Below are 14,136 nucleotides of genomic sequence, written 5' to 3' on the forward strand. Positions count from 1 at the left end.
GCCGCCTTGGCCACCCGGGCAGGAAGGAGTGTGCATGCTCAAGTCCTTCTTCATCCTTTTCCCCATTCTGGCCCTGGGGACCCTTCCCTCCCGCGCCGCGGAGGTCTCCGGCGAGGTCATCGCCCGGTTGCGGGAGGCACGGTCCGCCCTGGGGCTGGGGGCGTCCGACGACTTCGTCGTGAAGGACGAGATGCGCGACGAGCTGGGGCAGGTCCATGTGCGGCTCCGGCAGACCTACCGCGGGCTCCCGGTATGGGGGGGCCAGGCCATCGTGCACATGGCCCCCGCGGGGGACGCGCCGCCCATGACCGACGCCCTGGTGCGGGGGATACGGGTGGAGCCCACCCCGAACCTGGCCCCCGCGGAGGCCCTGGCGGTGGCCCAGGACCGCCTGGCCCCCGAGGGCGCCTATGCGGACCCGCCCCGGGCGGAGCTGGTGATCTGGTCCGAGACCGCGACGCCCGCGGACGCCGGGGACGCGCCGGACGCCACGGACCCCTCCGTGGCGCAGGTGGTGCTGGGCCACCACCTCGCGTACCACCTCCACGCGGCCCTGGAGAACGGCCCCGGGGAGACCCGCAGCGAGGATCTCCTGGTGGACGCCCACACCGGGGCCGTCCTCAAGGCCTGGTCCACGCTGTTCACGGCCCGGCGCAGGCGCTCCGCCGCCCTGCCGGGGCGCCCTGCCCACGGCCTCGGGAACTCCCAGTACAGCGGCCTGGTGCCCCTGCACATCATGCAGGCGCTGGACGGCTTCGAACTGACCGACCCCACCCGGGGGGGCCTCGCCACCCGCAACCTGGCAGGGTCCACCTCCGGACCGGGGGAGCCCTTCAGGAATCCGACCCGCACGTGGGGCGACGGCCGGAACTACGACCCCGGGCGGGGCCCGGCCTCCCCCAACGGCCAGACCGCGGCCGTGGACGCCCACTACGGCCTGCAGACCTCCTGGGACTTCTACCAGCAGGTCCTGGGCCGGGACGGCCTCGACGGCAAGGGCACGGCGCCCGTCAACTACGTGCACTACGCCGAGGGTTACGACAACGCCTTCTGGTCCGACGACTGCTTCTGCATGACCTACGGGGACGGGCTGAGGCTGGGGGTGCTCACGTCCCTGGACGTGGTGGGCCACGAGGTGTCCCACGGCCTGTGCACGGCCACCGCGGACCTGGACTACCAGGGCGAGTCCGGGGGGCTCAACGAGGCCAACTCCGACATCTTCGGGGTGCTGATCCGCTTCTACGGCCGGGACGGCCAGGGCCTCGGCTCCCGGGTCCCGGAGACCCGGGGCCCCTGGACCATCGGCGCCGACCTGGGCGACACCCCCTTCCGCCACCTGGACCGCCCCAGCCTGGACGGCCACAGCCCCGACGAGTGGAGCCCCGGCCTCAAGGACCTGGACCCCCACCACGCCTCGGGCCCCATGAACCGGGCCTTCTACTTCCTGGCCCAGGGGGCCAGCGCGGATCCGGACAGTCCCGCCTTCAGCCCGCGGCTGCCGGGGGGCATGGAGGGCATCGGCAACGACAAGGCCCTGCGCATCTGGTGGCGGACCCTCAGCACCCGCCTCACCCCCGCCAGCGGCTACCGCCAGGCCCGGGAGGGCGCGCTCCAGAGCGCGAAAGAGCTCTACGGCGACGGCGGCCCGGAGATGCAGGCCGTGGGGAAGGCCTTCCGGGCCATCCATGTGGGGAGGAGGACGCGTTAGGAACCCGAGGCGCCTTCTCCGCACCCAGGTAGGATCGTTCCTATCGGGGAGTTCCATGGATGCGGTGGTGGCACGACAGGTTTCCAAGTCCTTCGCCAGGGGGCGCCGGGCCCTTTCGCGGGTGGACCTCACCATTCGCGAGGGGGCCATCCACGGCCTCCTGGGGCCCAACGGGGCCGGCAAGACCACCCTCATCGCCACGATGGTGGGCCTCACGGCCCCCGACGAGGGCACCGTGGAGGTGTGCGGGCTGGACGTGGGCAGGCACCTGCATCGCGTCCAGATGCTCGTGAACATGGTGCGGGGCTTCAGCGGCGTGATCGAGAAGGTCACGGCCCGGGAGCTGCTGACCTACTACGCCCACCTGTACGACGCCCCCAGGGCCCGGGTGGAGGAGGTCCTGCGCCTCACGGGCCTTTGGGAAAGGCGGAACCAGGAGGTGGCCCACTTCTCCAGCGGCTGGCGCCAGCGGTTCTTCATCGCCAAGGGGCTCATCAACCGGCCCCGGGTGCTCTTCCTGGACGAGCCCACCGTGGGCCTGGACGTGGACGCGGCCCTCACCGTGCGGGAGCTGGTGCGCGACATCAACCGCCAGGGCTGCACCATCCTCCTGACGACCCACTACATGCGCGAGGCGGAGGACCTGTGCTCCACCATCGCCCTCATCGCCGAGGGCCGCATCGTGGCCGAGGGCGCCCCGGCCGCCCTCAAGGCCCTGGTGCGCGGCCCGGGCCTGCCGGAGCCGACCCTGGAGGACGTGTTCCTGCGCCTGACCCGCCAGACCCTGGAGGTGGAAGGTGCTTGAGCTGAAAGCCCCCTGCCGGCGCGTCTACGCCCACGCCTACCACATCACCCTGAGCATGCGCCGGGACGCGTTCCGGCTGCTGGACGTCACCCTGTGGCCCCTGGTCCTCTTCCTGAGCATGGGGCTCTTCGCCCAGTCCTTCACGAAGGATCCCCGGGTCATCGGCCTGGTGGTGCTGGGGGCTTTGGGCTGGCGGATCATCTACCACTTCCAGATGGAGGCCGTTCAGCTCTACATGGACAACTACTGGCAGGGGATGATCGAGCACGTGATGATCGCCCCCCTGAAGTGGTGGGAGTTCGTCCTAGGCGGGGCCGTCAGCGCCGTCGTGAAGATCCTCGTCATCGCCTTCTCCTTCCTGCTCCTGGGCCGCATCCTGTTCGGCTTCACGGTGCGCGCGCCCCTCGCCACACTCGTCGGGTTGCTTGCTTGTGCGGCCTGCGGGCTGGTGCTGGCGGTGTTCAGCATGGGGGTCGCCTTCCTGAAGCGGGGCGACGCCTTCGCCTTCATCTTCGCCTTCCCGGACGTCATCGCGGTGCTCAGCGGGGTCTTCTACCCCGTCACCGTGTTCCCCCGGCCCGTGCAGGCCTTCGCGCAGATCCTGCCCACCACCCACGCCTTCAACCTCCTCAAGTCGACCCTTGGGCAGGCCCCCGCCGAACCCGTGGTTTTCCTGGCCACCCTGCTTCCCTGGCTGGCGGCCGGGGCCGTCTTCACCCAGTGGGCCCTCGCCAAGGCCCGCCGGGAAGGCAAGTTGGTGAAAATGAAGTAGTCCCGAGCGCGCCGGAGCCGTTTCGGTGGGGAAATTCCCGTATGGGAAAGGGATTATTCCGCTAAGAAGTCCTTGCATCCAAATGAGGACGCTCCCATCGTTTATGTTAGGCGTTCACGCCTCCTTCCCGGGACTCGACCTTGCACCCACTTTCCCAATCCGCCGGTTACGCCATTCTCGCCCTCAGCTGCCTCGATGATCCCGGAGGCGAGCCCATCATGGTCCAGGACGTCGCCCAGTGGATCGGCGCTCCCGGCCCCTACCTCTCCAAGGTCTTCCACGCCCTCGGCAAGGCCCGGCTCGTGGACACCAAGCGCGGCCGCAAGGGCGGCGTGATCCTGGTGCGCCCGGCCCGCGAGATCACCCTGGAGCAGATCGCCAACGCCATGGACGGGGACGAGTGGAGAACCAGCTGCCTGCTGGGCCTGACCGTCTGTTCCGACGAGCGCGCCTGCCCCGTGCACGCCTTCTGGACCGAGGAGCGCACCCGGATCTACAACGAGCTGCAGAAGTGCTCGCTGTCGGACGTGGCCCGCTTCGAGCGCACCCATCGCCTGGCCCACCCCCCCGCGGAATCCGTCGCCCAGGACTAAATGCCCGAGCCCTTCGACCTCGCCGGCACCCCTCTGGATCTGCATCCGGAGATCGGGCAGCTGCTCGCGAGCGCCCCTGACATCGAAGCGCGCGTCTACCGGGACGGCGAGTTCCTCGTTCGGGAGGACGAGGAATCCCAGGAGATCTTCGTGCTCCTCACCGGCGGCCTCGTGGTGGAGCGGGCCCCGGCCCTGCCCGGCGGCCCTCCGGCGGTCCTGGCCTGCCTCACGGCCGAGGACGGGGTGGCCATCGTGGGCGAGATGGCCTACCTGGGCGCCCTGCGGCGCACCGCCTCGGTGCGCAGCGCCGGCATGAGCCGGGTGCTGCGCCTGGAACCGGCCCACATCGACCGCATCATCGAAGGCTTCCCCATGCTCACCCGGGTGATCTGCATGCAGTTCTCCCGGCGCCTCCAGGAGACCCTCCAGTCCCTGTCGAGGCTCCAGGCGCGGTTCGCCCTGAACCCGGGCCGGCGGATGGCCCAGGACGGCGAGGTACTCTTCCGCCAGGGCGAGCCCGCCGGGGAGCTGCACCAGCTCATGGCCGGGGCCCTGCGCCTGGAGCGGGGGGAAGGCGTGGAGACCGTCACCCCCGAAAGCCTGCCCCAGGGCTTCGTGGACCTGGGGGCCTACCTGCGGGGCGGGACCCACGGAGCCACGGCCACCGTGGACGGCATGGCCTTCCTGGCCGTGCTGGGCGCCGGTGACCGGGAGAACGTGGTGCGCTGCTTTCCGGACCTGGTGCTCAAGGCGATGGGATAGTCATTTCTGGAAGTTGCGGCTGCCCCCCCTGGGGATACCCAGGGCAAATCTATACGAAATCTTAACGCCACGCAGCCGTGCCGCAGGTCCGGGCCTGTCCGGTGTGGAATGGCGGTCCCTTCCTGGATAGTCTGATAACTTACCTCTGCCAAGGAAACACCCCATGCAGCCATTCCGAAGACTCATCCTGGGGCGCCGACTGGCCAGTGACGAGACGCAGCACACCAAGGTGAGCAATTTCGTCGGGCTTTCCGTGTTCAGCTCCGACGCGCTCTCCTCGGTGGCCTACGCCACCCAGGAGATCATGGCCAGCCTGTCCAGCAACCTGCATGGCCTGGCGGGGGTCAGCCTTGCCGCCGCGGCAGCCGCTCTTTACGGAATGTCCATCCCGGTGGCCCTGGGCATCGCGGGCCTCCTGGTCATCCTGGGCATCGGCTACCGGCAGACGGTCATGGCCTATCCCGGCGGCGGCGGCGCCTACATCGTGGCCAAGGAGAACCTGGGCGAGCTCGCGGCCCAGACCGCCGGCGCCGCCCTTCTCACGGACTACATCCTCACCGTGGCCGCCAGCGTCTCCTCGGGCGTGGCGGCCATCACTTCGGCCATGCCCTCCCTGGGCGAGCACAACGTGCCCATCACCATCCTGGCCATCTGCTTCATCGCCGTGCTGAACCTGCGCGGCGTGAAGGAGTCGGGGGCCTTCTTCGCCGTACCCACCTACGGCTTCGTCTTCCTCATCATGGTGATGCTCGCCACCGGCGTCGTGCGGGCCATCCTGATCGGCGGGCCCACGCCCGTCATGGTGCATGACTCCGTGCGCCACGCCACGCACCTGGGCAGTTTCGCCATGGTGTGGATCTTCATGCGCGCCTTCAGCGCCGGGTGCACCGCCCTGACGGGGGTCGAAGCCATCTCCAACGGCGTCACCGCCTTCCGCGAGCCCGCCGCCAAGAACGCCGCCAAGACCATGGTCTGGATGATCGCGCTGCTTGGCATCATGTTCCTGGGCATCACCTTCCTGGCCTCCCGGCTCGGGGTGGTCTACACGCACAGCGCCGACGCCAGCCAGGTGGCGGAGACCCTTCTTTCCAAGCTGAGCAAGGCCATCTACGGGGACGTGACCCACGGCCTGCCCAAGCTGATGTACTACCTGACCCAGGGCTTCACCTTCGCCGTCCTGGTGGTGGCGGCCAACACGGCCTATGCCGATTTCCCCCGCCTCGCGGCCCTCCACGCCACCGACGGCTTCCTGCCCAAGCAGCTCACGAGCCAGGGCGACCGGCTCGTGTTCAGCAACGGCATCCTGATCCTCACCTTCGTGAGCTGCCTGCTGGTGTGGGTCTGCCACGCCAACACCGACCTGCTGCTGCCCCTCTACGCCCTGGGCGTGTTCATCGGCTTCACCGTGAGCCAGACGGGCATGGTCATGCACTGGGTCAACCGCAAGAGGACGGAACCGGCCTGGATGTTCAAGGCCTTCCTGAATGGCGTCGGCGCGGCCGCGGCGGGCGTCGTCATGCTCGACATCGCCGTCACGAAGTTCGTCCACGGAGCCTGGATCATCGTGGTGCTCGTCCCGACCCTGGTCATCATCTTCTTCCGCATCCACCGCCACTACATCCGCATCAGGTCCCTGCTCGCCGCCAGCCGAACCGAGGAGGTCTACCCCCGCAAGAACCGCGTGGTGGTGCTGGTCTCGCGCATCCACCGGGGCACCCTGGAGGCCATCCGGTACGCCAAGGCCATCGCCGATCGCGGACAGGTGGAGGCCCTCACCGTCGACTTCCCCGACGCGCACGGCCACCACAGTTCCGAGTGGGAGCGCCTGAACTCCGACTGGCACCGCTACTGCGAGGGCATACCCCTGCGGGTGGTCATGAGCGAATTCCGGAAGACGGTGGAGCCCATCCTCGCAGAGGTGGACCGCATGTCCAGGGCCGAGCCGGAGATCACCATCACCGTGATCGTCCCCGAGTTCGTCACCGACAACTGGTGGGGCCAGCTGCTCCACAACCAGACCGCCCTCCGCCTCAAGGCCTACCTCTACACCCGGCCGAAGATCGTGGTGATCTCCATTCCCTACCATTTGGATCCGCACCTTCTCTAGTTCCCCCAACGGGCCCATAATGGGGCAAATCCGTTCCATATGGGGGAAGCCATGCGCAGCCGCTTCGCACCTCTGTTCCTGGCCCTGGCCCTCCTGGGGGGCACCGCCCAGGCCCAGGAGAAGGTCATGCTCTACACGTCCATGAAGGAGAGCCTCATGGGCAGGCTTCGGGACGCATTCAAGAAGAAGCAGCCCGGCATCTCCTTCGACTATTACTCCGCAGGGGCCGGCAAGGTCATGGCCAAGCTCGCCACGGAGCGCCAGGCCGGGAAGGTGGCCGCCGACATCCTCTGGCACAGCGAAGTGCCCGACTTCTTCCAGCTCAAGGCCGAGGGCATGTTCGAGCCCTACGCCTCCCCGGAGGCCGTCCACATCCGCAGCACGGTCACCGACCCCGACAGGACCTTCGCCATCGCGCGCCTGGGCACGCTGGGCATCGCCTACAACACGGACAAGGCGGCCAAGGCGGGCAAGGTGCCCAGGACCTGGGCGGACCTGCTGGACCCCGCCTTCAAGGGCAAGGTCACCCTGGCCAACCCCGCCCTCTCCGGCACCTCCTTCATGAGCTGCGCCATGCTGGTGGAGAAGTTCGGCTGGGACTACTTCGCCAAGCTCAAGGCCAACGGCGCCAAGATCGGCCAGGGCTCCGGCCAGGTGGTGGACGACACCGCCTCGGGCGACTTCACCCTATGCATCGGCGTGGACTACATCGTCCTGGACAAGATCCAGAAGGGCGCGCACCTCAAGCTGGTCTACCCCCCCGAGATGCTCGTCATCCCCAGCCCCGTCGCCATCCTCAAGAGCAGCCCCAACAAGGCCGCTGCGAAAAAGTTCGTGGACTTCCTCCTGTCCAGGGAGGGCCAGGCCATCGTCACCGCCTCGGGCACGCTGCCCGCGCGGTCCGACGTGCCCATCGATCCCGCCCAGGGCCTGGTGGCCCCGGAGGCGGCCATCAAGCGCGCCATCCACCTGGACTACCCCGCCGCCATCAAGCTGAAGGAAGGCTTCATCAAGCAGTTCGAAAAGACCATGCGCTGACATGGGCCGGGTCGCCATCGAAGGGGTCTCCAAGGCCTTCGGTCCGAAGCCGGTGCTGCGGGACCTGAGCCTGGCCATCGAGGACGGGGAGTGCTTCACGCTCCTGGGGCCCTCGGGGTGCGGCAAGACCGTGCTCATGAGGCTGGTGGCGGGATTCGAGACCCTGGACGCCGGCACGGTCCGAATCGGCGGGCGCCTGGTGTCGGGCCAGGGGGTCAACGTGCCCCCCGAGGACCGGAACCTGGGCGTGGTCTTCCAGGACTACGCCGTGTGGCCCCACCTCACGGTGCGGGACAACACGCGCTACCCCCTGAAGTTCCGCCCGGCCGCGGACGCCGCGTCCCGGGTCCAGGCCATGCTGGACCAGGTGGGCCTGGGGGCCCTGGGCGAGCGCTATCCCTCCCAGCTCTCCGGCGGCCAGCAGCAGCGCGTCGCGCTGGCCCGGGCCCTGGTGGCCCGCCCCGAGGTCATGCTCCTGGACGAGCCCCTCTCCAACCTCGATGCCAACCTCCGCGAGGAGATGCGCTTCGAGATCAAGGACCTGCAGCGCCGCCACGGCGCGACCATCCTCTACGTCACCCATGACCAGGAGGTGGCCCTGGCCCTCTCCGACCGCATCGGAATCCTCGACCAGGACGGCAGGCTGCGCCAGGTGGGCACCCCCCGCGAGATCTACGACCAGCCCGCGGACCTGGAGGTCTTCAGGTTCATGGGGGTCACCAGCTTCGTGGACATGGCCCTGGTTCCGGGCGCGCCCCAGGGTGCGCCCCTGGGCGGCTTCCGCCCCATGGAGGCCGAGCTCGTGAAGGAGGGCGGCGTGGCCGGTGTGGTGCGCCGGGTGGCCCTCCTGGGCGCGGTGGTGGACTTCCGGGTGGAGATCGGCGGCCGGGAGTGCCGCATCCAGATGGAGACGTCCGAGATCGCGGCCGCCGGCCTCCCCCGCGAGGGCGACCCCTGCTCCGTGCGCTTCCACCGGCTGCGGCCCTTCGAAAGGGAGGCCTGACATGCCCAGGCGGCGTTTCGGAGCGGCCGAGTTCCTGCTGGTGCTCTCCATCCTCATCCTCGTGGTGGTGGTGGCGGTGCCCATCCTGCTCATCTTCTGGAACGCCTTCGTGGTCGACGGCAAGCCCAACATCCCCGGCGCCCTGGCGCTGCTGGCCCAGCCCGACACCCTGGAGGCCCTCCGGAACTCCCTGGTGATCGCCGGCGGAACGACGGTCTTCAGCACCATCATCGGGGTGTCCTTCGCATGGCTCGTGTCCCGCACGGACCTGCCCTGCAAGGCGGCCATGAAGGTGCTGTTCCTGGTGCCCTTCATGCTGCCGAGCTTCATCGGCGCCCTGGCATGGAAGATCCTCCTCTCCCCCCGGGGCGGCCACATCAACCGGATCCTGATGGACCTCTTCCACCTGGAGGACCCGGTCTTCAACATCATGAGCCTGGGCGGCATCATCGCCGTGGAGACCATGTATCTCTTTCCCTTCGTCTTCATCCAGGTATCGGGCGCACTTGAGCGCATGGACCCCACCCTGGAGGAGGCGGCCCGGATCTCGGGAGCCGGGCTCTTCACCATCACCCGGCGCATCACCCTGCCCCTCATGATGCCCAGCATCCTGGCCGGGTCCCTGCTGGTGGCGCTCTACTCCCTGGCCCACTTCGGGGTGCCCGCCATCCTGGGCACCGAGCGCAACATCTTCATCATACCCACCAAGATCTACGAGAAGATCTACGCCAGCGGCGGCAATTTCGAGGCCATCCGAGTGGGAACGATGCTTTCCAGCATCCTCGTGCTTTCGGCCGCGGCCATCCTGTACCTCCAGGGCTTCATCCTCAAGTCCGGGCGCTTCCAGGTGATCTCGGGCAAGAGCATGCGCCCCATGGTCCTCAAGCTGCGCGGCCTCAGGTGGCCCCTGCTGGTGCTCTGCGTGGCCTACATCGCCGTCACCGTGCTTCTGCCCACCGCCACCATCTTCCTGGTGGGCACCCTGAAGACCTACGGCCTGGCCTTCAGGCTCGAGAACATGACCTTCACCAACTTCACGTACATCCTCTTCCACTGGGACCTCACCCGGGACGCCATCTGGAACAGCTTCTACCTGTCCCTGTCGGCGGCCCTGGTGACCATGCTCATCGGCACCCTCATCAGCTACGTGCTGGTGAAGACCCGCATCCGGGGCAAGTTCCTGCTGGAGTTCCTGGGGGTGCTGCCCTTCTCGGTGCCGGGCACCGTCATCGCCCTGGGCGTCATCCTCATGTGGAGCGGCAGGTTCGGGGTCAACCTCTACAACACCGCCTGGATCATCTTCGTGGCCTACATCGCCCGGTACATGGCCTTCTCCCTGAAGTCCACCTCGGCGGCCCTGGAGCAGGTGCACGACAGCCTGGAGGAGGCGGCGCGGGCCTGCGGCGCCTCCAAGTGGGAGGCCATGCGCGACATCGTGCTCCCGCTGATCAAGCCCGGCATGGTGGCCGCGTTCTTCCTCATCTTCCTGCCGGCGCTGCGGGAGCTGACCACGTCGGTCCTGCTCTACGGCCCCCACACCCGCACCATCGGCGTCGCCATCTACACGCTCAACGAGGACGGGGAGACGGTGTACGCCGCCGCCCTGGCCGCCATCGCCCTGGTCATCATCGTCATCGGGCAGCTGGTCATCAAGCGCGTCACCCGCGCGAAGATCGAGGGGGTCTAGATGGCCACCGTGACCCTCTCCAACGTCACCAAGCGCTTCGGCGCCGTCACGGCCGTGGACGGCCTGGACCTGGAGATCCGGGACGGGGAGTGCTTCTCCCTCCTGGGCCCCTCCGGCTGCGGCAAGACCACCACCCTGCGCATGCTCGCGGGGTTCGAGGACCTGGACGAGGGCGAGATCCGCGTGGGGGGCCGGATCTTCTCGAGCAGCGCGAAGCGCTACTACCTTCCTCCCGAGAAAAGGGACTTCGGCATGGTCTTCCAGGCATTCGCCGTGTGGCCCCACCTGGACATCTTCGACAACGTGGCCTTCCCGCTGAAGATCAAGGGCATGAACAGGGCCGACATCCAGGCCCGCACCCGGCGGGCGCTGGACTACACCGGCCTCCTGAAGGTCGAGCACGCCTTCCCGGGCGAACTCTCCGGCGGCGAGAAGCAGCGCATCGCCCTTGCCAGGGCCATCGCCGTCAACCCCCAGGTGATGCTCCTGGACGAGCCCCTGTCCAACCTCGACCCCAGGCTCCGGGAGGAGATGCGCTTCGAGATCAAGGACCTGCAGCGCAAGCTGGGCTTCACCATCGTGTTCGTCACCCACGACCAGGCCGAGGCCATGGCCATCTCCGACCGCATGCTGGTCATGCGCGACGGCGTCCTGCAGCAGGTGGGAGCCCCGATCGACATCTACGAGCGCCCCGCGAGCCGCTTCGTGTTCAGCTTCATCGGGCTGTCGAACTTCCTGCCCGTGGAGACGCGGGAAGGGGGGATCTTCGTACAGGGCGCGCCGGAGGCCGGGGCCGTGGAGGGCACCGCGCCGGTCGCGGCTTCCGCGTGGACCCTGGCCTGCCGCCCCACGGCCATCGACCTGGTGCCCGCAGGCGGCGTGCGGGGCGTCGTGGCACGGCGCGTCTACCTGGGCGAGACGGTGGACTACCGCATCCAGGTCGGCCCCCACGAGGTGCGGGTTCAGAAGGGCGCGCGCCACGCCCGCTTCGAGGAAGGCGCGCCGGTGGGGTTGCGGATCAGGACGTTCCTGGCCTACGAATAGGATGTGGCATGCAGATCCGGCGCCCATTTGGGTGGGATCCTCCCATTGTAAAATTTTCTTATTGTTTTAGTAATAATTGGCGACGGGCCAGCCGGCGGCCCTCAGCCCTTCCGGCCGGGGACGGGTGGGCGCGGCCTGCTTCGCAGGTCGATGAGGATCCGCATGCGGTCCAGGTTCTCCTGGAGGTCCTTCACCATGGCCGGCGGCGCCGCGCGGAGGGCCTCCTCCATCCGCGCCACCGCCTCCCCATAGCGCTTTCCCCTGAAGGCCTCCATCCCCAGGGCGGCGAGGCGTTCCACCTCCTTCCGGACCTGGGCCTCGAGCTCCAGTTGCGCGGCCCGCGCCAGATGGGGTTCCAGGGTCTGGGCGGCCACCTCCCGCAGGAGGGCCCTGGCCTGTTCCGGGTGGGAGGCCTGGGCGTAGACCGTGGCTAGGCTGTACTTCATCCCGTACTGGCCCGGCCGCGCCCGGCAGGCGTCCTCCAGCAGGGCCAGTTCCCCTTCCTGGGGGGCCCCTCCCGCCATCACCAGCCGCGCCAGCGCCAGGAGGGTGTCCGGGAAGGGGCAGCCCAGCTGGAGGGAGCGCCGGAGGTGGGTCCGCGCCTCGTCCCCGCCACCCAGGGCCATGCCGGCGAAATAGTGGTACACGGCGTTGTCCGGTTCGGCCAGGGAGGCCTGGCGGAAGTTGCCGGCCGCGTCGCCCCTGCCGGGGTCCAGCGCGGCCAGCAGCCCCAGGCCGAACCGGGCGGTGGCGCACCGGGGGTCGGCCTCCAGGGCCGCCTGGAAAAGATCCGCCGCCGATTCCAGGCTGCCGTGGCCGGGGGCGAGCCTCAGGAGGCCCAGCCTGGCCAGGGTTTCGGACGGGGTGAGCTCGTTCCACGTGAAGGCCGCGTCCACCTGGAGGTGCCGGAACTGGAGGGTCCAGGTATGGATCTGCCGCGTGCGCGCCAACAGGGCGAGGTAGTCGGCGAGTTCCCGGTCCAGGGCCTGCGGGGCGCACTGGAAGGCCCGCTCGAAGCTCTCCTGGGCGGACCGGCCCGCGCCGATCAGGTCCAGGAAGGCGCCCAGCTTGGCCCGGCGCTCCTCCCCGGTCGTCACGAGGTACGACGTCAGGAGCCAGACCGTGGCGTACACCCGCTGACGCTCCGGGCCCCGGGCGTATTCGGGCGAAGCGGGATCCAGGGCCAGGAGGCGCGCGGCGGGAAAGCAGCCTCCGGCGGCGAGGGCCGGCAGATAGCCCGCCGGCGGGGTGCCCAGGACCACCTCCTGCCCTTCCAGGCGCAGGGTCTGGAAGAAGCAGGCCAGTCCTTCGTTCAGCCACAGGGGGACACCGGGGTGGTTGAACGCCAGGTACTGGTGGAGGTACTCGTGATAGGCCGTCTCCGTGCCCTGGCTGGAATCGGAATTCAGGGCGATGTAGCCGCCGTCGGGGTGCTGGACGAAGAACCCGGCCTCGTCGGGGGTGCGGCTGAAGGACCGGAAACCCTCGACCGACCCGAACAGGTAGACGAAACAGGGCAGCTGGAGGCCTGCCTGGGGCCTGCGCACCCGGAGATCCGGGGTCGTGTTCCGGAGGATCCCGTAAAGGGCCTCGAAGGCGCGCACCCGCTCCGCACCGTCCTTCTCCCCGCCGTTGGTGAAGAAGCGGAAATGGGCGCTGCGGGCTTCGTGCCAGGTGGGCGTCACCGGCGGCAGGGCGGCCGCCGCCAGGGCCAGGAGGCCTGCCGCGGCAGGGCTCACCGGCGGCCCTGCACCGGCTTCGGGGCCCGGTAGGCGAGGTACTTGTCGGCCATTTCGATGTTCAGCTTCAGGTTCCGCGCGAGGGCGGGATCCCTGGCGCCCAGGGCCAGGGCCGCGGCGTAGTCGTCCCGGCCCTCCTTGTAGCGCTTGAGCCCCATCTGGGCCCGCCCGCGGTTGCACCACCCCTCGATGAGCCGGGGATCCAGGGCCACCGCCCTGCCCGCGGCCTCCAGGGCTTCGGGGTAAGCGGCCCGTTCGTTCATGCAGCAGGCAAGATCCGCCCAGCTCATGGCGCGCTTGGGCGCCAGGTGGACGGCCTCGTCGAGGACGGGCTCGGCCTCGGCGAACCGGCCCAGCTTGGCCAGGGCCTCCCCGCGAAGGCCCAGGTAGGCCCCGTTGGTGGGGTACCGGTCGACCAGGGCCTCGGCGCATTCCAGCAGGGCCTTCCAGTCGGGGATGGCGGAGGCCTCGTCGGCGGCCTCCATCCAGGCCGATACGTCCCCGCCCTTCCCCGCCTCCCGGTACCACTCCAGGGCCTCCCTGTGCCTGCCCAGGTGGGACAGGGCCGCCCCCTTGAACCGCACCAGGAAGTGGCCTGAGGGCCCCGTCCCCGTGCGGGCCAGCTCCTCGGTGACCGCCAGGAGCCGGTCCCACCTGGAGGCCTTGGAGAGGGCCTCCAGCCACGCGTAGCTCAGTTCGGCCCGCGCCGGGGCGGGGAGAGCCTCGATGAGATCGGCCATGGCGGCCCAGTCCTTGGCCGCGCGCAGGGTCTGGAGGCGGGCCGCGATGGCGGCCCGGTCCGCGGACGCCTGCGGCGCTGGCTGGAGGCAGAGCAGGAGCAGGAGGCTGGGTGCTAGGATCACGGGCTGTCCCTATGG

General features: G+C 69.2%; 12 protein-coding genes. 10 read left to right on the plus strand and 2 right to left on the minus strand.

From position 1 onward, the window contains the following. The first annotated feature begins 34 nt into the window (after positions 1-34). From ACZ5MC_RS12430 to ACZ5MC_RS12475, 10 genes are all read left to right on the plus strand, one after another. On the plus strand, positions 35-1,708 hold the full coding sequence (locus tag ACZ5MC_RS12430; RefSeq protein WP_306600797.1) for a M4 family metallopeptidase: 1,674 nt from the start codon (positions 35-37) through the stop codon (positions 1,706-1,708). Positions 1,709-1,775: 67 nt separating this feature from the next. Further along, positions 1,776-2,513, plus strand: a complete 738-nt coding sequence (locus ACZ5MC_RS12435) for an ABC transporter ATP-binding protein (RefSeq protein ID WP_306600798.1) — start codon at positions 1,776-1,778, stop codon at positions 2,511-2,513. After that, positions 2,506-3,285 carry an ABC transporter permease gene (locus ACZ5MC_RS12440; protein ID WP_306600799.1) on the plus strand — a complete coding sequence of 260 codons (780 nt, stop codon included), beginning with the start codon at positions 2,506-2,508 and terminating at the stop codon, positions 3,283-3,285. The genes ACZ5MC_RS12435 and ACZ5MC_RS12440 overlap by 8 nt, the downstream gene beginning before the upstream one ends. A gap of 140 nt (positions 3,286-3,425) precedes the next feature. Further along, positions 3,426-3,878, plus strand: a complete 453-nt coding sequence (locus ACZ5MC_RS12445) for an RrF2 family transcriptional regulator (protein WP_306600800.1) — start codon at positions 3,426-3,428, stop codon at positions 3,876-3,878. Beyond that, entirely contained in the window at positions 3,879-4,640 is a 762-nt protein-coding gene (locus ACZ5MC_RS12450; RefSeq protein ID WP_464515941.1) for a cyclic nucleotide-binding domain-containing protein, read from the plus strand. 163 nt (positions 4,641-4,803) lie between these two features. Continuing rightward, positions 4,804-6,747 (plus strand): APC family permease, encoded by a 1,944-nt coding sequence (locus ACZ5MC_RS12455; protein ID WP_306600802.1) that lies wholly within the window; start codon positions 4,804-4,806, stop codon positions 6,745-6,747. Positions 6,748-6,798: 51 nt separating this feature from the next. Beyond that, the gene (locus tag ACZ5MC_RS12460; RefSeq protein ID WP_306600803.1) at positions 6,799-7,785 is read left to right on the plus strand and encodes an ABC transporter substrate-binding protein; all 987 of its coding nucleotides are present in this window, start codon (positions 6,799-6,801) and stop codon (positions 7,783-7,785) included. A gap of 1 nt (position 7,786) precedes the next feature. After that, on the plus strand, positions 7,787-8,788 hold the full coding sequence (locus ACZ5MC_RS12465; protein WP_306600804.1) for an ABC transporter ATP-binding protein: 1,002 nt from the start codon (positions 7,787-7,789) through the stop codon (positions 8,786-8,788). A gap of 1 nt (position 8,789) precedes the next feature. Continuing rightward, entirely contained in the window at positions 8,790-10,475 is a 1,686-nt protein-coding gene (locus tag ACZ5MC_RS12470; RefSeq protein WP_306600805.1) for an ABC transporter permease, read from the plus strand. After that, positions 10,476-11,519 carry an ABC transporter ATP-binding protein gene (locus ACZ5MC_RS12475; RefSeq protein ID WP_306600806.1) on the plus strand — a complete coding sequence of 348 codons (1,044 nt, stop codon included), beginning with the start codon at positions 10,476-10,478 and terminating at the stop codon, positions 11,517-11,519. It abuts the gene before it with no gap. A gap of 101 nt (positions 11,520-11,620) precedes the next feature. Here the strand turns inward: ACZ5MC_RS12475 and ACZ5MC_RS12480 are convergent, their stop codons facing one another. Continuing rightward, positions 11,621-13,258 (minus strand): hypothetical protein, encoded by a 1,638-nt coding sequence (locus tag ACZ5MC_RS12480; protein WP_464515942.1) that lies wholly within the window; start codon positions 13,256-13,258, stop codon positions 11,621-11,623. After that, on the minus strand, positions 13,255-14,121 hold the full coding sequence (locus ACZ5MC_RS12485; protein WP_464515943.1) for a hypothetical protein: 867 nt from the start codon (positions 14,119-14,121) through the stop codon (positions 13,255-13,257). The genes ACZ5MC_RS12480 and ACZ5MC_RS12485 overlap by 4 nt, the downstream gene beginning before the upstream one ends. Between the last annotated feature and the right edge of the window lie 15 nt (positions 14,122-14,136).

Source organism: Mesoterricola sp. JemC181 (assembly GCF_055384585.1).